The following is a 21,559-nucleotide window of genomic DNA, read 5'->3' as shown; positions in this document are numbered from 1 at the left end:
AACGCCGGGCGCGCGGCGGGCCGAAGGTCCTTCAGGCCGTACCCCCGCCGAAACCGGGGTAACTCCCGCGCAGGCCGCCCCCGGCGGGGCGCCGGGATCAGCGGAGGCGGCGCAGATACGGATCCCAGACGCGGTTCGGGGCCAGGCGGATGCGCGCGTCGACGGCCACGACGCCGTCCGGCCGGACGATCGTCGGGTTGAGGTCCAGTTCGGCGATCTCCGGATGGTCGGCCACGAGCCGGGAGAGCCGGAGCAGCGCGTCCCGCAGCGCCGGGAGATCACCGGCGGGGCGGGCGGGATGACCGGCGAGGACCGCGGACACCCGCGGCTCGCGGGCCATTTCCCCGGCCTCCCGTTCGGTGAGGGGCGCGAGCCGCGCGGTGCGGTCGGCGAGGGCCTCGGTGTCGACGCCGCCGGCCCCGAAGATCACGACCGGGCCGAAGACGTCGTCCTGGACGGCGCCGCACAGGACCTCGACGCCCTCGGCGGCCATCCGCTGCACGATCACGCCCCGGAGCCGGTCACCGAACCGGTCGGCCAGCCACCGGTACGCGTTGCGGACGTCCTTGGTCCCGCGAAGATCGAGCTGCAGCGCCCCGGCCGCGGTCTTGTGCAGGACGCCCTCGGCATCGGCCTTCAGCACCACGGGACCACCGAGTTCGTCCGCCGCGGCGATCGCCTCCCGCTCGCCGCGCACCCAGCGCCATGGCGCGAGGGGCAGCCCGTAGAGCTCCAGCAGTTCGAACGCCTGGACGGGCGGCAGCCAGCCGCCCTCCGGCGCGTCCGCCAGGAAGCCGCCGATGAGCCTTGCGGCCTCGCCCGCACGCAGCCCCGGCAGCTCAGGCGGCAGGCCGGGGGCCTCGTCGCGCCGCCGCGCGTAGGACCAGCCGTGCGCCAGCGCGCGAGCGGCGCTCTCCGGGTAGGCGTAGCAGGGGACGCCCTGATCGGAGATCAGCACCGTCTCCGCCTGCCCCAGGACCACGGCGGCCACCGGCTTGGCGCAGCCGTCGAGCGCGCCCGTCAGGTCCGCCAGGGCGGTGGGCGCCACGACCGCGAGCACCGCGTCCACCGACGGGTCGTCCGCGACCAGCCGGATCGCGCGTTGGAAGGTCCCGGCGGAAACGGCCGCGGTCGTGTCGACGGGATCGGCGACCGAGGAGCACGCGGGCAGCGCCGCGCTGAGCCGGCTGCGCGTCGCCGCTCCCAGGGCCGGGATGGTGAGGCCGGCGTCGACGCAGGCGTCGGCGGCCAGGACGCCGGCGCCCCCGGCGTTGGACACCACCGCCACGCGCGGCCCGGCCGGCGGCGCCTGGCTCGCCAGCAGCGCGGCGGCGTCCACCAGCTCGCCGAGGTCGTCGGTGGCGACGATGCCCGCCTGCTCGAACAGGGCCCGGCGGGTGGCCTCCGGCGTGGCGGCGGCGGCCGTGTGCGACGCCGCCGCCTTCGTGCCCGGCCCGGAGCGCCCCGCGAGGACCGTGAGCAGCGGCATGCGGGCCGCCACCCGGCGCGCCGTGCGGGCGAACTTGCGCGGGCTTCCGAACGACTCGACGTGCAGCAGGCCCAGCCGCGTGGTCCGCTCCGACTCCCACCACATGAGCAGGTCGTTGGCGCTGACGTCGTACTTGTCGCCGAGGGAGGCGAACGACGACACGCCGATGCCGAGGCGGGAGAGGTGGTCGATCAGCGCGATGCCGACGCCGCCCGACTGCACCGCCACCCCGGCGACGCCGGCGGCGGGGCGGCGGGCCGCGAACGTCGCGTCCAGCCCGGTGCCGGTGTCGGCCACTCCGAGGCAGTTGGGGCCGACCAGCCGGATGCCGTGCTCCCGGCAGGCCGCCAGCAGCTCGGCGCCCTGGTCGGCGGTGAGCCCGGACGTGATCACGACGATGGCCGGGATGCCGAACGCGCCGCATTCGGCCGCCGCGCCGGTGACCGCGTCGGCCGGGACGGTGATGATCGCGAGATCGACGGGCTCGGGCAGGCCGGACACCGCGGCCGCGCACGGCGCTCCGTGCAGCTCGGTGCCGGCGGCGTGCGGATTGACCGCGTAGAGCCGTCCCGTGTAGCCGCCCGCCGCGATGTTGCGCAGGACGGACGCGCCCACCGTGCCCGCCCGCCGGCTCGCGCCGACGACCGCGACGGCGCGGGGCCTGAACAGCGGCATCAGGCTGGCGACGTCGGCGCTCCGCTCCCGCTCGGCCACCACGTCCAGGTAGTGCTCATCGGATACCAGCGGCATCGTGACCTCGACGACGCCCGACGACGCGCGGCGCTTGGCGGGCATGCCGGCATCGGCGAAGACCCGCAGCATCGGGGCGTTCTCGGCCAGGGTGTCGGCCCGGAACGCCATGATCCCGTTCGCCCGGGCCAGCGATCCCAGGTGCTCCAGCAGCAGGGTGCCGACACCGCGGTGGTGCATCCTGTCGGCGACCGCCATCGCGACCTCGGCCTCGCCGGGCGCGTCGGACGGCTCGTACTCCGCGATGCCGATGAGCTCGCCGCGGAGCCAGGCGCCCAGCGCCCCGTGGCCCGGGCCGTCCGGGCGGCAGACCTGGTCGGCGATCCGGTCGGCCATCGCCCTGTTCAGCCCGAAGAAGCGCAGGTAGAGGCTCTCGTCGCTGAGGTCGCGGTGCAGCGCGCACACCGCCTCGCGATCGGCTCCGGTGAGCGGTCTGATCTCGACCTGTGTGCCGTCGGTCAGCAGCGCGTAGAAGTGCCCGGTGGACGTTCGTGCCCTCATGGGCCCAGCCTCCGGCGGGCGGGTCCCCGGGTCAGCGCCCGAACGTCACCGCGCCCCGGGACCTTCGGCCCTCGTGACGGCGGCCGGGACCTTGGTCCGGTGCGCCCGGGACCGAAGCCCGGCGACTCATCGGGGTCGCGGGTGATCGACTGATGACGCGGTACGGCGGGGGTACGCCCGTCCTGCCAGCACCATCACGCCGACGCGCCCGCCCTGCCCGCGGGCGGCGCGGGCACCAGAATCGAGGCGCCATGACCACCGGACTCCAGACTCTCGACACCGACGCCTGCCTGACGTTGCTGCGCGGCGCCGCGGTCGGCCGGATCGCGTGGGCCGGGGACGACGGCACCGCCTCCGTCCTGCCGGTGAACTTCGTCATGGACGGCACCGCGGTGGTGTTCGCCACGGCGCCCGGCGCCAAGATGGACGCGGTCCAAGCGGGACGCCCCCTGACCTTCGAGGCCGACGACCTCGAACCGGCACTGCGGACCGCGTGGAGCGTCATCGTCACCGGCCCCGCCGAGGTCGTCACCGACCCGGCCGAGACCGAACGGCTGACATCGCTGCCGCTCGCCCCCTGGGTGCCCTCCCCCAAGCCGTTCTTCGTCCGGCTCACCCCCGAGAAGATCACCGGACGCCGCATCCCCCTGCATCCCGGCGGCGTCACGACCGAGCACATCGACCCCGGCGACGAACCGGGCTGATCCCTAGTACCGCCGGCCCGCGCGGCGCCGGTGCGGGCGCGCGCCGTCGTCCTCGTCGTAGTCGAGCGCGTTGATCACCTTGACGACGCCGTCGACGGAGGCCGTCAGGCGTTCGGCGATCGGGACGAGGCTCGCCACGGGCACCCGGCCTCGCAGGGCCACCACGCCGTCGCGCACGTCGACCTCCACCTCGGCGGGGTCGAGCCAGAGGCTCTGGATGACGATCTCGTGGATCACCTCGTCGCGGATCTCCGCGTCCGTCCTCAGGAAGACGCTCAGCAGGTCGGCACGGCTGACGATGCCGACCGGGCGGCCGTCGGCGTCCACGACCGGGAGCCGCTTGAAGCCGTGGCGGCACATGGATCGCGCTGCTTCGGCGACCGGGGCGTCCGCGGTCGTGGTGACCGGCGGCGAGCTCATGGCCTCCCCGGCCGTCGTGGCGCCGGCCCCTTGCCGCTCAAGGCGTTGCTTCCGCCCCGGCCCCCCTCGGCCGGCCGCCGCCTTGCGGAGCAGGTCCGCCTCGGTGACCACGCCGACGAGGCGCCCCTCCCCGTCCACGACGGGCGCCCCGCTGATCTCGCGATCGGCGAGAGCGGCGATCACGTCCCTGAACGCATCGTCGGGCGACACCGTCACGACATCGGATGTCATGACCGTCCCCACTGTCGGTCGCTTCATCTGGCAGGGCTCCCTTCCAAGGTGTCGGCCGCGCACGAGGCCGTGAGCATGCGGTCGGGCAGAACGCGGGCCCGTGATCAGCGGGAGGGGACGACCGCCACCGGGCACTGCGCGTGGTGCGAGACCCCGTGGCTGACGGAACCGAGCCGGGGCGAGGTCCAGTGCCAGTCGCGGGCACCGACCACCAGAAGGCGGGCCTCGCGCGAGGCCCTGGACAATGCGGTCACCGGATGCTCCAGAACGATCTCGTCGACGACGTCGACTGCCGGGTATCCGCCTCGCAGTGGCCGGCAAGCGGCGATGACCGCCCTCCTCAGGTCCGCCTCGATCTGCTCGACGTCGGCGTAACCGGCGTCGAGGAAGGTCGCGAGGCTCTGCCACGCGTGGACGACGCGGAGCCGGGCACCGTGGAGCGCGGCGGCGTCGAAGGCGTAGTCGAGGATCGCGCCGGCTTCCCGTACCGGGTCGATGCCCACGAGGACCTCGCCGCCCTCGGCGGCGTCCCCGCGCACGATCACCACCGGGACGGTGGAGCGCTCGGCCATGCGCAGGCTTGTACTACCCAGTCGCAGGGCGGCGAAATCGCCCAGGCCACGACTTCCCAGGACCAGCTCGAACGCGTTCTCCGACTCCGCTCCCAGCGCCTGCCAGGTCTCCCCGGTCACCAGAACGGTCGTCGTCTCCAGGTCCGGCCATCGCTCCCGGACGCGTTCAACGGCGGCCGCCAGGACCCTTCGGCCCACGCAAGTGGTGGGCTCGGCGGTGCCGGACCTCGCGAAAAGGGGCGTCGTGTTCGGCCGGCTCTCGATGGCGTGGACGATGTGCAGGGGACGTTCACGCAAGACGGCTTCAGCGGCGGCCCAGTCGAGGGCACGCGCCGCCTCATCGGAACCATCGGTGCCGATCACGATCGGTACGCCCATCGCGTTCACCCCCCATGAACAACCTCACCACCTGCGCAGGCACGATGCACAGGGCCGAAGGACCCGCCCGTACCCCGGCCTGGAAAGCCCCGCCGTGCCCTGGGAGCCGGGGCCTTCGACCGGCACGTTTTCGGCGCCCGTTTCAGCGGGGAGGTCTCTTACGCGGCTACACCGTCCCGGCCGTCGTGCGGACCGGTCGGCGGTACGGAAGCGAGCACCGGGACCGCCTCATGCGCCGCCGGGAGCGGGCCGAAGGTCCCGGCCGCGGGGGACGCTCGGCACTGATCTCCCGGCCGGCCGGTTGCGACGCTGGAAGCGACCAAGGGAGGTCGTCAATGCAGATCATGCCCCAACACCGCTCCGTCGTCGTCGGCGTGGACGGATCCCCCAACTCCCTGGCCGCGCTCCACCGCGCCGCCCGGGAAGCCCTGGAGCGGCACGCCCGCCTGGACGTCGTCCGCGTGGTGAACAACGACACCACCCCCACGCCCCGCCCCCTGCGCGCCGCCAAGGAGTGGCTGCGCCTGCGCGACCTGGTCGCCCGCACCATCCCCCACACCCAGCACCTCACCACCCGCCTCAAGATCACCCACGGCAGGCCCGGCGAGGCACTGGCGAAAGCCGCCGAAAACGCCGAGCTCCTGGTCATCGGCGCGCGCGTCAACTCCGAACACGGCAACCCCTTCGGCGGCGACACCGTCCCCGTAGCCCGCGAACTGGCACGCTGCCCCGTCGTGATCTGCGCCGACCAGACCCCCGCCTCCCACGAAGTCCCGTGAGTCCCCGGCACCCCATCTGGAGGCGGCCATGAAACGCCGGACGGTCAAGGACGTCATGACCGCCGAGGTGGTGACGGCGGTCGAGGACACCACGTTCGCCGAGATCGCCGACGCGCTGGCCGAGCACCGCATCAGCGGCGTTCCCATCGTCGATGACGACCGACGCGTCGTCGGCATCGTCGCCGAAGCCGACCTGCTCCACAAGGAGGAGTTCAAGCCCGACGACGCCGGCGAGCGCCCGCTGCGGGGCCGCCACCGGCACCACGCCCTCGCCAAGGCCCGCGCCGTCGACGCCCGCGGCCTGATGAGCGCGCCCGCCGTCACGGTGAGGCCGGACGCCACCGTCGCTCAAGCCGCGCGGCTGCTGGCCTCACACGGCTTCAGGGCCGCGCCCGTCGTCGACGAGAGCGGAACCCTGTGCGGCATCGTCTCCCGGCGCGACCTGCTGACCGTGTTCCACCGCAGCGACGACGACATCCGCGACGAGATCGTCTACGACGTGCTGGTGTCCCGGCTCTGGCAGGACCCGTCCGAGGTCCACGTCGAAGTCCGCGAAGGCGTCGTCCGGCTCTCCGGGCGCATGGAGCTGAAGAGCCTCATCCCCATCGTGGTGCGGATGACCGCCGCGACCGAAGGCGTCGTGGACGTCGTCGGCGACCTCGCCTACGAGCGCGACGACACCCGCCCGACCGCCTACCCGAGAGCGTGAGACGCGATGCCCTACCAGGTGAGCGCGGCCGTGAGCGAGACCCACAGCGGCGTCGTCTTCTTCGTCGGAGACCGGGCCTACAAGCTGAAGAAGCCGCTCGACCTCGGCTTCCTCGACTTCAGCACCCGGGAGCGGCGCGAGCGCGCCTGCCACGAGGAGATCCGGCTCAACCGGCGGTTCGCGCCCGACGTCTACCTCGGCGTCTGCGACGTCCACGGCCCCAACGGCGATGTCCGCGATCACCTGGTCGCCATGCGGCGGATGCCCGCCGACCGGCGCCTGTCCACCCTCGTCAAGGCGCACAAGCCCGTCGAGGACGCGCTGCGCGACACCGCCCGCATCCTGGCCGCGTGGCACGCCGAGGCGCCGCGCGGCCCGCAGATCTCGGCGCAGGAGACCCGCGACGCCGTGAGATCCCGCTGGAACGACAGCTTTCAGCAGGTCCGAGCCCTGCCGGGCCGCGCCGTCGCCGACCCGGCCGCGACCGAGATCGAGCGGCTCGCCACCGCGTTCCTCGCCGGCCGCGAGCCACTCTTCAACGCCCGCATCGCCGAGGGGCGCGTCGTGGACGGCCACGGAGACCTGCTGGCCACCGACGTCTTCTGCCTCGACGACGGCCCGCGCATCCTGGACTGCCTGGAGTTCGACGAGCGCCTGCGCTGGCTGGACGGCCTCGACGACGCGTCCTTCCTCGCGATGGACCTCGAACGTCTCGGTGCGCCGGACCTCGCCGAACGGTTCATCGGCTGGTACACCGAGTTCGCCGCCGACCCCGCTCCGCCCTCGCTGCGCCACCACTACGTGGCCTACCGGGCCTTCGTCCGCGCCAAGGTCGCCTGCCTGCGCCACGCCCAGGGCGACGACCGCGCGGCCGCCGAGGCCCGCGGATACGCCGATCTCGCCCTCCGCCACCTGCGCGCAGGCAAGGTCGACCTGGTCCTCGTCGGCGGGCTGCCCGGAACCGGGAAGACCTCCCTGGCCGGTGCCCTCGCCGACCGGCTCGGCTGCACCCTCCTCAGCAGCGACCGCGTCCGCAAGGAGCTGGCCGGGATCTCTCCCGAGACGCCGGCCGCCACCCCCTACGGCACCGGCATCTACACGCCTGATTGGAGCCGGCGCACCTACCGCGAACTCGCCGAACGCGCCGCACGGCTGCTCCGGCTGGGTGAGACGGTCATCCTCGACGCCTCCTGGACCGACAAGGCCGAACGGGACCTCATCGCCGCCGTCGCGCGCCGCGAGCACGCCGACCTCGTCGCCCTCCGCTGCGACGCGCCCGAGGCCCTGGCCGCCGAACGCATCCGGCAGCGCACGCACGGCATCTCCGACGCGGACGGCGACATCGCGCTCGCCATGACCGCCCACGCCTCGCCCTGGCCGGAGGCCACCACGATCGACACGAGCGGCACCGTGCCCGCGGCCCTCGAACAGGCACTCCCGATCGTCCGTCCCCACGGCGCCGAGCTCGTGTGGCCCCGCCGCCCGTTCCTCTCCCCCGGCTGAGCCGCCGGCCGGAGCCCGGATCGAGCCGCTACAACGAGCGCTTACCCGTGGTGGATCCGCACCGCATCGGGCCGGTGAGCGGTCAGCCGTCTTTGAGCGGGACGCGCCAGGCCAGGATCGTGCCGCCGCCGGGCCGCGGCCGGGTGGTGCAGGAACCCCCGCACGCCTCGGCGCGGTCGGTCATGTTGCGCAGACCGCTGCGGCGGCCGCCCTCGGGGATGCCGACCCCGTCGTCTTCGACCCGAAGCGTCAGGTCGTCGCCGACGTCGATGGCGACGACGGCCTCGCCGGCGTGTGCGTGCCGCGCCACGTTCGACAGGGCCTCGCGCACGACCGCGAGGAGCTGCTCGCCGGTCTCCTCGTCGACGGCGGTGTCGAGCAGGCCGTCGAGCCGGACGGACGGAGAGAACCCCAACTGCTCGGCGGCACTGTCGACCAAGGCGTGGACACGGCTGCGCAACGACTCCTCGTCCCCGGTCGCCTGCAGCGCGAAGATCGACGAGCGGATCTGCCGGATGGTGTCGTCGAGATCGTCCACGGCCCGCTGGACCCGGACCGCGACCTCCCGCTTCTGGGTGATCTTGATCGCGGCCATCAGCGTCATCGCGGTCGCGAACAGCCGCTGGATGACGGTGTCGTGCAGATCCTTGGCGATCCGGTCCCGGTCCTCCAGCAGCGTCAGGCGCTCGGCGTCCCGACGCCGCTCGGCCAACTCCAACGCCACCGCCGCCTGCCCCGCGAACGCCTCCAGCAACCGCTGCGTCCCCTCGGAGAACGGCGGCTCGCCGGGCGCGTTGATGACCGTCAGGACACCGCGGGCGGACGACCCGACGCCCAACGGCACCGCCAGCAGCGGGCCGATCTCCACCTCGACCGGGGTGCCGGCCTCGCGGACCGCCCCCGCCCCGTCGGCCAGGCGCAGCGACGCCCCCTCCTGGAACACCCTCCCGGCGATCGAGTGCCCCTTGGGCAGCCGGATCCCGCGGACCCGGCCCGCGTCGGCGCCGTCGGCGGCCTCCACCGTGAACTCCCCGCTCGCCTCGTCGATCAGCGACACGGTTGCCAGCCCCGCATCGGAGACCTGCCGGGCCCGCGCCGCCACCAGCGAGGTGACCTGGTGGGTGTCCGTACCCGACAGCAGTGTCGTGGAGACCTCCGCTGAAGCCTCCAGCCAGCGCTCGCGCCGCCGCGTCTCCTGGTAGAGGCGGGCGTTCTCGATCGCCACGCCGGCCGCCGTCGCCAAGGCCGTGACGACGACCTCGTCCTCCTCCTCGAAGACGCCGCCGCCGGCCTTCTCCGTCAGGTAGAGGTTGCCGAACACCTCGTCGCGGACCCGGATCGGGACGCCCAGGAACGTGCGCATCGGCGGATGATCGGCCGGGAAACCGTAGGACTCGGCGTGCTCGGACAGGTCCGCCAGCCGCAGCGGCCGCGGGTCCTTGATCAGCAGCCCCAGGATCCCGTGGCCGTGCGGCCAGTGGCCGATCGCCGCGATCTCGTCCTCGGTGACCCCGACGGTGATGAACTGGACGAGCCGCTCCCCCTCCTCGTCGATCACCCCCAGCGCGCCGTAGCGCGCGTCGACCAGCGTCGTCGCGGCCTCGATGATCCGCCGCAGCACCGTCTCCAGGTCCAGCTCGCCGCCGATCGAGACCACGGCCTCCAGCAGCGCGTGCACCCGGTCACGGGTCGACCGCGCGGCTTCCAGCCGCGTCTGGAGTTCGGCCAGCAGGTCGTCCAGCTGCAACTGGGGGAGGATCAGCCGTGCCTTGTCCCCGCCCGGCCCCGGCTCTGCGGTCACGTCTTCCAGTATCACCGATCGGCGACCGCGAACCCAGGCCAGGGGACGGTCGGCCGTGACGCGACAGCAGCGCGTAGACGCAGGGTCATCCACCTGTGACCGGCCGTTCACTTCATGCGCGGGCGGCGAGCGGGATCACGGCTCCTCGACCATCACGTCCTCGACCGGGCGCCGCACGGTCGCCAGCTCCTCCCCCACGGGCACGCCCATCCGCAGGAGCATCTGCGGATGGGCGTCGCCGCAGAAGTGCGTGCGGATGAAAGCCCGCAGCTCGGGGACCTGCAATGCCTGCGTGTGATAGGCGGCCGACAGATCGTGCTCGGCCGCGCACAGCAGCAGCCGCTCCAGCGCCTGACCGGCCCGCAGCCACGCCGCCGGGGTGTCCTCGGCCGTCACCAGCAGCAGGACGATCCCCGCGAGCGCGGTGCCGTCGTCATCGGCGGGCTCGACGCCCCACCCCTGACCGCGGGCGAAGTCCCGCGGCGCGAAGTGCGGTTCCGTCCGAGGCGTCCGCACGGGGTAGGAGATCTCCTGGACGCCGTCTTTGCGCGCCGTGGCGGGCGACGGCGCCCAGCGGGCCATCTCGGTCGAGTAGGCGGGCGTGCGGCGCTGGACGTGCTCGGCCGCGTCGGTCAGCGCGGCCAGGGCCCCCAGCACGTGGGCGTCGACGGCCTGGATCACCCGCGCCCCCTCCTGCTCGGCCGCGCGCAGGAGGGCCGTGACCACACCGGACGGCACCGGTTCCGGCCGGAACCCGCCGCGGTGGCTGTGCCGCCGCTCGATCTGCGCGTATTCGTCCTCGACCTCCCTGGAAACCGCCGCGTAACCGCGTTCCACCTCGACGTCGGCCAGCAGATTCGGGCGGTCGGCGTCCGGCTGTGGTCGCACGACCGGCTCGAACCCGCGCTTGCGCAGTGACAGCCGCAGGTTGTACAGGGCCGCGCCGCAGCTGATCAGCATCTCCCGGCCCTGCGGGTCGGCGACGTCCAGGCGGCGGTCCGGGTCGGCGCGCAGGCTTATCCGGGATCCGCGCACGCCGAACAGCCACGGCTGGGTGTTGTGCACCGACGGCGCCCGGATCGCGTCCTCGACCGCACCGCGGATGACGTCGTCGACGCCCGCGGGCACCTCGCTCCTGGTCCGCATCTGTCGCCCCCTTCTTTCCTCCCTTCCAGCGCATCATCCGGGCCCTGGCCTGTGACAGGGCCGAAAGTCCATCGCGGCCGACACCATGCCGACCGGGGAGCCTTCGACCCGCCGTGAGGCCGGACATATGGGGGGTACGTCCGTGACACCACCAGCCGCCCAGGGGGAACGATCACTATGACGGGGTCGGACGCAAGTGAACGCCCGCACCAGAGCCGAGGGGCGCTCATCCCTGGGACTTTCGCCCCTGCCGGGCGGCATGCCCGGCAGGGGACGGTGGAGCCGTCAGGAGGTACGGCCATGAGCATCGAGTACGCCCTCACCGCCCGCTACGCGCGCCGTGGGATCACCTCGGAGGAGTACAGCGAGCGGCTGGCCAAGCTCGGATGACGACCGCGCAAGCGCCGTACCGCGCTCAGGCGGGCGAGGTCGCGGCCGCGCTCGGCACCGATGCCGAGCGCGGTCTCGCCGGTCCGGAAGCGGCGGAGAGGCTGACGCGGGACGGGCCGAACGAGCTGCCCGCGGCGCGCGGACAGGGGCCGGCGGCGCGGTTCCTGCTGCAGTTCCACAGCCCGCTGATCTACGTGCTGCTGGCGTCGGCGGCCGCGAGCGCGCTGCTGGGCGAGCACGCCGACGCCCTGGTCATCCTGGGCGTGGTGGTCGTCAACGCCGTCGTCGGGTTCGCCCAGGAGTCCCGCGCGGAGGCGGCGCTCACCGCGCTGTCCGCGCTGACCCGCACCACGGCCTCCGTCGTCCGGGACGGCGCGCCGGTGACCGTGCCGGCGGCCGAACTGGTCCGCGGCGACCTCGTCGCGCTGACCGCCGGCGACAAGGTCCCCGCGGACCTGCGCCTGCTGCGCACCGACGAACTCTCGGTCGACGAGTCGGCGCTCACCGGCGAGTCCGTTCCAGCGCGCAAGGACCCGGCGGCGCTCGAAGAGACGGCGCTGGCCGACCGCCGCAACATGGCCTTCTCCGGGACGCTGGTCGCGGGCGGGCAGGGCACCGGGATCGTCGTGGCCACCGCTGCCGCCACCGAGATCGGCGACGTGCACCGCCTGATGCGGACCACCGGCACGGTCCAGACCCCGCTCACCCGCAAGATCGCCCGGTTCAGCAGGATCGTCACCGTCGCGATCCTCCTGCTGGCGGCGCTGACCTTCGGCATCGGCGTCCTGTACGGCCGCCCGCCCGGCGAGATGCTCACCGCCGCGGTCGCACTCGCGGTCGGCGCCATCCCCGAAGGGCTACCCGCCATCGTCACGATCACCCTCGCCTTCGGCGTCGCCCGGATGGCCCGCCGGGGGGCGATCGTCCGCCACCTCCCCGCGGTCGAGACGCTCGGCGGCACGACGGTCATCTGCACCGACAAGACAGGGACGCTCACCCAGAACCAGATGACGGTCACCGCCGTGTTCAGCGGCGGCCGCGAGTACACCGTCTCGGGCTCCGGCTACGCGCCCGCCGGCACCGTCGAACAGGACGGACGGCCGGTCCGCCCGACAGCGGATCCCGCGTTGCGGGAGACACTCCTCGCGGGCGCGGCCTGCAACGACGCGCAGCTGTTCGAGGAGGACGGTGTCTGGCGCATCGCCGGGGACCCGACCGAGGGCGCGCTCCTGACGAGCGCCGCCAAGGCGGAGATCGGCGGCGTGCCGCCCAGGACGGCCGCGCTTCCCTTCACCTCCGAGCGCCGCTTCATGGCCACCGCCCATGACGGCGGCATCGTCTACGCCAAGGGCCCGGTCGAGCGGATCCTGGAGCTCTGCGACGACCAGGCGGGGCCGGACGGCCTGCCGGAGCCGCTGGATCGCGCGGCCGTCACGGCCCGCGCCGAGGCGTTCGGCGGGCGGGCGCTGCGCGTCCTGGCGTTCGCGCGGGCGTCGTCCGACCGGCTCGATCCGCTGCCCCGCCTCACCTTCCTCGGCCTGCAGGCGATGATCGATCCGCCGCGTCCCGAGGCGGCGAGCGCCGTGCGGGCCTGCCGCGACGCGGGCGTGCAGGTCAAGATGATCACCGGGGACCACGCGGCGACCGCCGCCGCGGTCGGCGCCCGGATCGGGCTCGGCGGCGAGGTGGTGACGGGGGCCGACCTGGCCGCCGGCCTCTCCCCGGAGCGGATCGGCGCGGCCTCGGTGTTCGCGCGGGTCTCCCCCGAGCAGAAGCTGCGGCTCGTCCGTACGTTCCAGGAGGCCGGCCACGTCATCGCCATGACCGGGGACGGCGTCAACGACGCCCCCGCACTCAAGCGCGCCGACATCGGCGTCGCCATGGGACGCGGTGGCACCGACGCTGCCCGGGAGTCGGCCGACATGGTCCTCACCGACGACGACTTCACCTCCATCGAGCAGGCCGTGGAGGAGGGGCGCGGCGTGTTCGACAACCTGGTGAAGTTCATCGTCTGGGCGCTGCCGTCGAACATCGGCCTCGGGCTGGTGCTGGTCGCCGCCATCGCAGCGAACGCCTCGCTGCCGATCCTGCCGCTCCAGGTGCTGTGGCTGAACATGACGGCCGTGCTGGTCCTCGGCCTGCCGTTCGCGGTCGAGCCCAGGGACGAGGCGATCATGCGGAGGCCGCCCCGCGACCCGTCGCTGCCGCTGCTCACCCGCGCCATGACCCTGCGGATCCTGCTGGTGTCGGGGATCCTGCTCGCGGGCTCGTTCGGCCTCCAGCACTGGGAGCTGGCGCACGGGGCCCCTCCCGAGACGGCCCGGACGATCGTGGTGAACGTCTTCGCCGTCACGCTGATCGCCTACATGTTCAACTGCCTGTCCCTGGAGCGGCCGCTGCTGTGGCGCGGCGTTCGCCGCAACCCCTGGACGGCCGCCGGCGCCGCGGCCCTCCTCGCGATCCAGATGTTCTACACGTACACCCCCTTCATGCAGAGGGTCTTCCATTCGGCCGCGCTCGGCCTCGGCGCGTGGGCGCGGATCATCGTCTTCGCGGTGGCCGCCTACGCCCTCATAGAGATCATCAAGCGGCTCCAGCGCGGCTGACGTCTCCCCCGCGGCCGGGCTTCTCGGCCCCTTCTCGAAGGACCTTCGCCTCTGCGCGTCGCCCCCGCCACGGGCGGATCATGGGGCATGAGGACGGAACCGACACCTGGAGGAGTCATGGTCGCCCATCGCCCGCTGGAGAGGCGGGCCGTCGCCGAGGTGATGACCTTGGACCTTCTCACCATCTCCGAGTCCGAATCGGTGCTCATGGCGTGGGAGCTGATGTGCCAGGCGGGCGTCCACCACCTGCCGGTGGCCGACGACGAGGGAGGCTTCGTCGGCGTGGTCGACGCGCAGACCCTGACGGCCTCCTGGAACGCCTCCGGCCCCGAGCAGGCCCGGCGGGCCGTCACCACGCTCCTGCCGCCCGGACCTCCGGTGGCGGTACCGCCCACGGCAACCGTGGCGGAGGCCGCCAGGGCCATGATGAAGGCCGGTCTGGACTACGTCCCGGTGACCGACGACCGGAACGTGCTCGTCGGGCTGCTCACGGCCCGGGACCTGGTGAGCGGGCTCGCCGGCGTCCATCGCGACGTCGGGCCGCGCACCGGCGGGATGCCGTCCCTGTACCGGATCGAACCGGTGTTCCCCGCCGGGCTCCCCGGCCACCCGGACGCCGGGCGGATGGGACCGGACTAGCCGCGGCGCGGAGAGCGGCCCGGCCGGCGCGCGGCCGCGCCGCCCGGGACCGACGCGGTCAGTGGGCGGACGGCACGATGGCCACCGTGCAGGGGGCGTGCTGGAGCATCGCCGAGCTGGTCGCTCCGAGGAACAGCGGGTCCAGACCGCCGGCGCCGCGGTCCCCGACCACCAGCAGATCGGCGCCGTCCGCCGCGTCCAAGAGGGACTCACGAGGACGATCGAGGACCACCGAGACGTCGAGATCGGCCTTGGGATAGCGGTCGCGCCAGGGGGCTACGGACCGCTCCAGCGTCTCCGCCCGGACCTGGGCGAGCCGTTCCTTGTCGGTGAACAGGGGCAGCTCCGCCTCGTCGACCGCCCCGGGCTCCCAGACCCCGAACACGACCCGCAGGCGCCAACCGCGCAGCACCGCCTCCTCCATGGCGAAGCCCAGCGCGGCGTCGCCGCCCCGGGACCCGTCCACACCGGCGACGACGAGGCCGCGGGCAGGGCCGCCACCGTGGTCGTCGCGGCGGACGGCCAGCACGGGCCGCCGCGCCCGGGCCGGCAGCTGCACCGCGGTCGAGCCGACCGGCAGGTGGTGCCGCTCGTGGGAGCCGATCACGATCAGCTCGGCGTCCTCGGACTCGCACACCAGGGCGTCGGAGACGGGTTCGGGCCTCAGCCGCTTGCCGACCGTCCGGGACATCCCGAGCTCGTGGGCCCGCGCCTCCCCGTGCTCAAGGAGCTTCTCCCCCGCCCGCTCGATGATCGCCTCGACGCGGCCGTCCACGTGGTCAGCGGGGTACGGCCAGTGCCAGCAATGGCACAGCACCAGGTCCAGCCCGCGCAGGCGCGCCTCATCGACCGCCCACCGCAGCGCCGGTTCGTTGTCCTCGCTGGCGTCGTAGCCGAGCAGCACGTGCGCCCGCTGAGCCCTGTCCAGTTCGCCCATTCCCAACACATCTCCCCAGTGAGGCGGCAGTACTCCTCGATTACTCAGTCTCGGTTCGTACCGAACCGTCCTGGACGGGCCGAAGGTCCCTGGAAGCCCGGTCCGTCCGGCACTCGGCACTCCGGTGCCGCCGGTGAGACGGTCCGGAAAGAGGGCATCGTCACCGGACGGCTACCGACGACCGGCGGGAGAGGCCATGAGCCGGTGGGACCTGATCTATGACGGCTACGAGCCGGCCGCCGAGCGGCTGCGCGAGGCACTGTGCACGCTGGGCAACGGCTATTTCGCCACACGCGGTGCCGCGCCCGAGTCGTCCGCCGACGGAACGCATTACCCCGGGACCTACGTCTCCGGATGCTACGACCGGCTGACCGCGCGGTTCGGCGGGCAGGACGCCGACAACGCCGACCTGGTGAACGTCCCGAACTGGCTCCCGCTGACCTTCCGCGCCGCCGGAGACGAGTGGTTCGACCTCGACCGCGCCCGCGCGGAGGGGCGGCTCCTGGCGTACAGGCAGGAACTGAACCTGCGCCGCGGCGTCCTCACCCGGCTGCTGCGCTGCCGCGACGCGGCGGGCCGGACGTTCCGCCTCGCCCAGCGCCGGATCGTGTCCATGGACGAGCCGCACCTGGCCGCCCTGCAGACCACGATCGTGCCGGAGGACTGGACCGGCGTCCTGGAGGTCCGCTCGGCGCTGGACGGACGGGTCGCGAACACCGGCGTGGCCCGGTACCGGGACCTGCCGGCCGAGCACCTCGTCCGCGAGGATCCGGCCGACCCCGGCGACCCCGAGGCGCAGCTGCTCACCACGGTCACGACCACGTCGAGGATCGGCATCGCGGTCGCGGCCCGCACGCGGTCGTCCGAGCCGGCGGCGGCGTCCCGGCGCGCCGAGCCGGGCTGGACGGCGCAGGACCTGCGCATCGAGGTCCGCGAGGGCGCGGCGGTGACGATCGAGAAGGTGGCGGCCGTCTACACCTCCCGCGACCGCGCGGTGGAGGAGCACGGCCGGGCCGCGCTCGCCGCCGTCCGGCGCGCGGACGGCTTCGACGGCCTGCTGGAGCGGCACGCGCTCGCCTGGGCGCACCTGTGGCGGCGCGCCCAGCTGAGGCTCGACCACGCCGACGTGCAGCGCGTCCTCAACCTGCACATCTTCCATGTGCTGCAGACGGTGTCGCCGCACAGCGTGGAACTGGACGCCGGCGTGCCCGCCCGCGGGCTGCACGGCGAGGCCTACCGCGGCCACGTCTTCTGGGACGAGCTGTTCATCCTGCCCTTCCTGACCATGCGGTTCCCCGAGATCGCCAAGGCGCTGCTGATGTACCGGTGGAGGCGCCTTCCCGCGGCGCGGCGCGCGGCCGCCGCGGCGGGCCACCGCGGCGCCATGTACCCCTGGCAGAGCGCGGCCGACGGCCGCGAGGAGACCCAGCGCGTGCACCTCAACCCGCGCTCGGGCCGCTGGCTGCCCGACCACTCCCACCTGCAGCGGCACGTCGGGCTGACGATCGCCCACAACGTCTGGCGGTTCTACGAGGCGACCGGCGACACCGAGTTCCTCGCCGAGTACGGGACCGAGATCATCCTGGAGATCGCCCGGTACTTCGCCGATCTGGCCTGCTACGACCGCTCCACCGACCGGTACCGGATCCGCGGCGTCATGGGCCCCGACGAGTACCACGACGCCTTTCCCGGCCGGGACGAGCCGGGCCTGGACGACAACGCCTACACCAACGTCCTCACCGCCTGGCTGCTGCACCGGGCCCTGGACGCGCTGGCCCTCCTCCCCGAGGACCGCCGCACCGAGCTGCGCGAGCGGCTCGCCCTCACCCGCGAGGAGATCACCCGGTTCGAGGACGTCCGCCGGCGGATGTACGTCCCGTTCCACGACGGCGTGATCAGCCAGTTCGAGGGCTACGGCGACCTCGAAGAGTTCGACTGGCCCGCCTACCGCGAGCGCTACGGGGACGTCCGCCGGCTCGACCGGATCCTGGAGGCCGAAGGCGACTCGACCAACCGCTACAAGGCCTCCAAGCAGGCCGACGTGCTGATGCTCTTCTATGTGCTGACGCCGCAGGAACTCGATGACATCCTGCAACGCCTCGGCTACGACCACGGGCCCGACCTGATCGCGCGCACCACCGCCTACTACCTGCCGCGGACCTGCCACGGATCGACCCTCAGCTCCCTGGTGCACGCGTGGATCCTGGCCAGCACCGACGGCGACCAGGCCTGGCGGGTCTTCCGGGAAGCGCTGGACAGCGACCTGGCGGACGCCCAGCACGGCACCACCGCCGAGGGCGTCCACCTCGGCGCCATGGCCGGCACCGTCGACCTCGTCCAACGCTGCTACGCCGGGATGAACACCCAGGACGGCACCCTCCACCTGAACCCGCGCCTGCCCGCGGCGATCGGCGAGCTGCGCCTCGGCCTGCGCTACCGCGGACACTGGGGCATCGACCTCGTCTGCCGCCAGGACCGGCTGAAGGTCACGCTCCGTCCCGGCGCCGCTCTGCCCATCCGCATCGCCCCCGGCGACCAGGAGATCCTCATCCAACCCGGGGACTCCTGGGAGACCCCGCTCCGGAACGGCAGGGCGCCCGCCGCCGACGAATGACCACCGGGTCGTCCGTCCCGACGTCGCGCGACCCCGGCTGCGCCGGAGGCGTGTCAGGGCCGGTGGCCGAGGGCGGGGACGACGGCGACCGGGCAGTGCGCGTGGTGGATCAGCCCGTGCGTCACCGCGCGGTTGCGGGGAAGCATCAGCCCCTCGCGGGGATGGGTGCCGACGACGACCAGATCGGCCGCTCCCGTGGTGGCCATGAGCGCCGCGGCGGGATTGTCGGAGACGATCGTCTCCTGGACGTCCACTTCGGGATACCGCTTGCGCAGCGGGGCATGCGCCTCGACGACGCGCCACCGAGCGCGCTCCTCAGTGCGTTCCAGGCCCTCCGCCGCTCCCGGCCCGTCCAGGGACTCGGGGAACGGCCACGCGTGCACGACTCTCAGCCGGGCGTTCCAGGCCACTGCCGCCCGGAACGCGTACTCCAGGGTCGCCGAGTCGTCACCGAGCCCGACTCCCACGGCGATCTCGCCGTGTCCAGCCTCGCCCTCGCCGCGCACGACCACGACCGGACAGGCCGAGTGGCGGACCGCGCCGAGGCCCACCGAGCCCAGCACCAGCCCGGCGAACCCGCCGAGACCCCGGTGGCCGACGACGAGCTCGAACGCGTTCCTCGATCGCTCCGTGAGCGCGCGCACGGTGCCCGCCGCGGCGAGCTCGGTGTTCACCTGGACCTCCGGCCGCCGGTCCCGGGCGACGCGTTCGGCGCTCGCCAGGACCTCGCCGCCGGCCCGCGACAGCGAGGCGACCTCTCCCGGCGCGGCGGTCAGCGGGACGTCGAAGGCCCAGTTCTCGACGGCGTGGACGATCTGCAGGTCGCGCCGGTACCGGGCGGCCTCGTCGGCGGCCCACGCCACGGCTCGCGCGGACGGGACGGAGCCGTCGGCGCCCACGATGATCGGTTCGGCCATGGTCCTCTCCTCTGTCGGGTCCCGGCCTTCCGGGACGGGTTCGCACCCGGTGCCCCGGGCTCAGTCGCGCAGCGGGACGACCACCACAGGGCAGACCGGGAAGTCCCCGCCGAGCGCGTGGAGGGCGAGGATCCGGGCACCCCGCGATCCGGCTTCCGCGAACGCCCAGTCGACGAGCCGGTCCTCGCCGGCACGCCCCTCCAGACCGAGGACGATCTCGCCGGACGCCTCCGCGGGGAACGGGCGATCCGAACAGCAGTCCCTCGAACCCTCCGGCCCCGCGCGACCCGACGGCCACCTGTGCGGCCTCCTCGCTCTCGCCGACCAGCGCGCGGCCGGGGTCGCCCGGCACCAGGGCGCGCCATGCATGCACGGAGCCGTCGATGCCCACGGCGATCGGTGCCGACACTGGTCATCCCTCCCACGCTCTAGGAACGTCCCACTGTCGACGCTAGGCCGCGCTTTCCCAGGGTTCTGCGGCCGAAGGTCCCCTCTTGGCAAGGCGAGGGTCACCCGCGATCTCAAACACCGGTTCGGTTGAAGGCCGCTTGAAATCCTCGTAACGGCTGTGCCGGGGAACCTATGAGGGTTCTCTGAATGCACCCGAAGCCGTGGGCAGGAGGGAGCGAACCACGACATTCTCGTCCAGTCCTCCCGTCTCTGTGAAAGGTCGGTCATGCCGTCGACCCTTTGGGGCCTGCCCACCCATCCGCTCGTCGTTCACCTGGTGGTCTTCCTCGTCCCGCTCACCGTCGTCGCGACGCTCGTGGTGGCGCTGTGGCCGCGGGCGCGGCGGGCGGCGGCCCCGTGGGTGCTCGGCCTGGCGACCGCCGCGGTGGTCTCGGTGCCCATGGCGACGTCGAGCGGCGAGAACCTGGAACAGCGGGTGCCGCACAACGCGCTGGTGGAGCGGCACGCCGAACTGGCCGACATGCTGCTTCCGCTCGCGGGAGTGATGTGGCTCGGTCTCGCCGTCCTGACCGGCGTCGGCTGGTACGCCCGCCGCGAGTCGGCCGCGGTGCCGCGCTGGGCGGGCGCGGTGACGGTGGCGGCGGCGGTCCTGGCGGTCGGCGGGGCCGCCGCGTCCGGCGTCCAGGTGGTCCGGATCGGACACAGCGGCGCCAACGCGGTGTGGCATGACGTGGCCGCTCATCCGGACCGCCGCTGAGGGGCCGCCGGACGCCGTTGGCCCGAGGCGGGGGCCGCGACCGTTCACGTCCGAGGGGGGCGGTCGCGGCTCCTCCGGTCCCGGGCCCAGGAGGTCAGCGGGTCAGGACGACCTTGAGGGCGCCCGTGTGCGCGGCGTCGGCGAAGACCTCGTAGGCCTTCGGGAAGTCGTCGAGGCCGAAGCGGTGCGTGACGAACCGTCCCGCGTCGAGCTGCCGGCCGGCGAGCAGGCGCAGCAGCGTGGGCGTGGAGAAGGTGTCCACCAGCCCGGTGGTGATGGTGACGTCCCGGATCCACTGCTCCTCCAGGTGCAGCGTCGCGGGCTCGCCGTGCACGCCGATGTTGGCGATGCGGCCGCCGGGACGGGCCAGCGCGACCGCGAGTTCGAAGGCGTCGGGGACGCCGACGGCCTCGACGGCCGCGTCCGCTCCCAGCCCGCCGGTCAGGTCGCGGACGATCGCGGCCGGATCCTCGCGGGCGTTGTTCACCAGCACGTCCGCGCCGAACTCCTCGGCCGCCGCGAGCCGGCTGTCGGCCAGGTCCACCGCGATGATCCGGCTCGGGCTGAACAGCCGCGCGCCCATGATCGTGGCGAGGCCGATCGGGCCCGTGCCGACGACCGCGACGACGTCGCCGGGCCCCACGCGGCCGTTGAGGACGCCGACCTCGTACCCGGTGGGCAGGATGTCGGCCAGCATCAGCACGTCCTCGGCGGGGAGCCCCTCCGGCAGCCGGTGCACGGAGGTGTCGGCGAAGGGCACGCGGACGTACTCGGCCTGCGTTCCGTCGATCTTGTGCCCGAGGACCCAGCCGCCCCCGCCGAGGCACTGCCCGTACCTGCTCTCGCGGCAGAACCGGCAGGTCCCGCACGAGGTGATGCAGGAGACCAGCACCTTGTCGCCCGGCTCGACCGTCCGGACACCGGAACCGACCGTCTCGACGGTTCCGACGGCCTCGTGGCCGAGGATCCTGCCGTCGATGACGGCCGGGACGTCGCCCTTGAGGATGTGCAGGTCCGTTCCGCAGATCGTCACCGCGTCGACCCGCACCACCGCGTCGCCGTCGTCGGCGATCTGTGGTTTCGGGACCTCTTCCCATGCCTTCCGACCTGGACCGTGGTACACCAGCGCACGCATCGGGGCCTCCTCGGTAACTCCGGTTCCATCTCCAGCGTCGTTGTCGGCGGTCCGGGGCCGACAGTGCCGAACGTCCCGGTCGGACGGCTTTACGTCCCGCCGATGACGGAGCGGGTGGCCGCGGCGATCCCGAGATCCTCGCGGGCTGTGACCACCACGTCCCGCCACCG

17 protein-coding genes are annotated in these 21,559 nt (G+C 73.5%); 8 read left to right on the top strand and 9 right to left on the bottom strand.

Annotated elements, in window-relative coordinates:
* Window positions 1-97: 97 nt before the first annotated feature.
* Window positions 98-2,740 carry a bifunctional GNAT family N-acetyltransferase/acetate--CoA ligase family protein gene (locus tag amrb99_RS10840; protein ID WP_190855480.1) on the bottom strand — a complete coding sequence of 881 codons (2,643 nt, stop codon included), beginning with the start codon at window positions 2,738-2,740 and terminating at the stop codon, window positions 98-100.
* Window positions 2,741-2,991: 251 nt separating this feature from the next.
* Between amrb99_RS10840 and amrb99_RS10835 the strand changes: the two genes are divergently transcribed.
* Window positions 2,992-3,444, top strand: a complete 453-nt coding sequence (locus tag amrb99_RS10835; RefSeq protein ID WP_190855479.1) for a pyridoxamine 5'-phosphate oxidase family protein — start codon at window positions 2,992-2,994, stop codon at window positions 3,442-3,444.
* 3 nt (window positions 3,445-3,447) lie between these two features.
* Here amrb99_RS10835 and amrb99_RS10830 read toward each other — a convergent pair whose 3' ends face one another.
* Together amrb99_RS10830 and amrb99_RS10825 are read right to left on the bottom strand one after the other, a co-directional pair.
* Window positions 3,448-4,095 carry a CBS domain-containing protein gene (locus tag amrb99_RS10830; RefSeq protein ID WP_206699900.1) on the bottom strand — a complete coding sequence of 216 codons (648 nt, stop codon included), beginning with the start codon at window positions 4,093-4,095 and terminating at the stop codon, window positions 3,448-3,450.
* Between the two features lie 104 nt (window positions 4,096-4,199).
* Window positions 4,200-5,045: a universal stress protein gene (locus tag amrb99_RS10825; protein WP_190855473.1), complete on the bottom strand. Its 846-nt coding sequence runs from the start codon at window positions 5,043-5,045 to the stop codon at window positions 4,200-4,202.
* Window positions 5,046-5,380: 335 nt separating this feature from the next.
* Here amrb99_RS10825 and amrb99_RS10820 point away from each other — a divergent pair, with 335 nt between their 5' ends.
* From amrb99_RS10820 to amrb99_RS10810, 3 genes are read left to right on the top strand one after another with little or no spacing between them, the layout of a single operon-like run.
* Window positions 5,381-5,824 (top strand): universal stress protein, encoded by a 444-nt coding sequence (locus amrb99_RS10820; protein ID WP_190855470.1) that lies wholly within the window; start codon window positions 5,381-5,383, stop codon window positions 5,822-5,824.
* A gap of 28 nt (window positions 5,825-5,852) precedes the next feature.
* Entirely contained in the window at window positions 5,853-6,533 is a 681-nt protein-coding gene (locus amrb99_RS10815) for a CBS domain-containing protein (RefSeq protein WP_190855468.1), read from the top strand.
* A gap of 30 nt (window positions 6,534-6,563) precedes the next feature.
* Window positions 6,564-8,036, top strand: a complete 1,473-nt coding sequence (locus amrb99_RS10810; RefSeq protein WP_347256626.1) for an AAA family ATPase — start codon at window positions 6,564-6,566, stop codon at window positions 8,034-8,036.
* A gap of 82 nt (window positions 8,037-8,118) precedes the next feature.
* Here amrb99_RS10810 and amrb99_RS10805 read toward each other — a convergent pair whose 3' ends face one another.
* Complete coding sequence (locus amrb99_RS10805) at window positions 8,119-9,837, bottom strand: GAF domain-containing protein (RefSeq protein ID WP_190855464.1); 1,719 nt, start codon at window positions 9,835-9,837, stop codon at window positions 8,119-8,121.
* 135 nt (window positions 9,838-9,972) lie between these two features.
* Window positions 9,973-10,983, bottom strand: a complete 1,011-nt coding sequence (locus amrb99_RS10800) for a nitroreductase family protein (RefSeq protein WP_190855461.1) — start codon at window positions 10,981-10,983, stop codon at window positions 9,973-9,975.
* 386 nt (window positions 10,984-11,369) lie between these two features.
* Here amrb99_RS10800 and amrb99_RS10795 point away from each other — a divergent pair, with 386 nt between their 5' ends.
* A complete protein-coding gene (locus amrb99_RS10795) occupies window positions 11,370-13,979 on the top strand; it encodes an HAD-IC family P-type ATPase (RefSeq protein WP_190855458.1) in 2,610 nt (869 codons plus the stop codon).
* 117 nt (window positions 13,980-14,096) lie between these two features.
* The gene (locus amrb99_RS10790) at window positions 14,097-14,618 is read left to right on the top strand and encodes a CBS domain-containing protein (protein WP_190855456.1); all 522 of its coding nucleotides are present in this window, start codon (window positions 14,097-14,099) and stop codon (window positions 14,616-14,618) included.
* Between the two features lie 58 nt (window positions 14,619-14,676).
* Here the strand turns inward: amrb99_RS10790 and amrb99_RS10785 are convergent, their stop codons facing one another.
* Window positions 14,677-15,555, bottom strand: coding sequence for a universal stress protein (locus amrb99_RS10785; RefSeq protein WP_190855454.1), 879 nt, complete (start codon window positions 15,553-15,555; stop codon window positions 14,677-14,679).
* Between the two features lie 196 nt (window positions 15,556-15,751).
* Here amrb99_RS10785 and amrb99_RS10780 point away from each other — a divergent pair, with 196 nt between their 5' ends.
* A complete protein-coding gene (locus amrb99_RS10780; protein ID WP_190855452.1) occupies window positions 15,752-18,169 on the top strand; it encodes a glycoside hydrolase family 65 protein in 2,418 nt (805 codons plus the stop codon).
* A gap of 53 nt (window positions 18,170-18,222) precedes the next feature.
* Here the strand turns inward: amrb99_RS10780 and amrb99_RS10775 are convergent, their stop codons facing one another.
* On the bottom strand, window positions 18,223-19,086 hold the full coding sequence (locus amrb99_RS10775) for a universal stress protein (RefSeq protein WP_190855450.1): 864 nt from the start codon (window positions 19,084-19,086) through the stop codon (window positions 18,223-18,225).
* Between the two features lie 60 nt (window positions 19,087-19,146).
* Window positions 19,147-19,455, bottom strand: a complete 309-nt coding sequence (locus amrb99_RS52330) for a hypothetical protein (protein WP_190855448.1) — start codon at window positions 19,453-19,455, stop codon at window positions 19,147-19,149.
* 307 nt (window positions 19,456-19,762) lie between these two features.
* Here amrb99_RS52330 and amrb99_RS10765 point away from each other — a divergent pair, with 307 nt between their 5' ends.
* Window positions 19,763-20,254, top strand: a complete 492-nt coding sequence (locus tag amrb99_RS10765; RefSeq protein WP_190855446.1) for a DUF2231 domain-containing protein — start codon at window positions 19,763-19,765, stop codon at window positions 20,252-20,254.
* A 94-nt stretch (window positions 20,255-20,348) separates the two neighbouring features.
* Here amrb99_RS10765 and amrb99_RS10760 read toward each other — a convergent pair whose 3' ends face one another.
* Window positions 20,349-21,389, bottom strand: a complete 1,041-nt coding sequence (locus amrb99_RS10760; RefSeq protein ID WP_190855444.1) for a zinc-dependent alcohol dehydrogenase family protein — start codon at window positions 21,387-21,389, stop codon at window positions 20,349-20,351.
* Between the last annotated feature and the right edge of the window lie 170 nt (window positions 21,390-21,559).

The sequence above is a fragment of the Actinomadura sp. RB99 genome (assembly GCF_014706005.1).
Taxonomy (GTDB): domain Bacteria; phylum Actinomycetota; class Actinomycetes; order Streptosporangiales; family Streptosporangiaceae; genus Spirillospora.
This window is presented reverse-complemented; position numbering and strand designations above follow the sequence as displayed.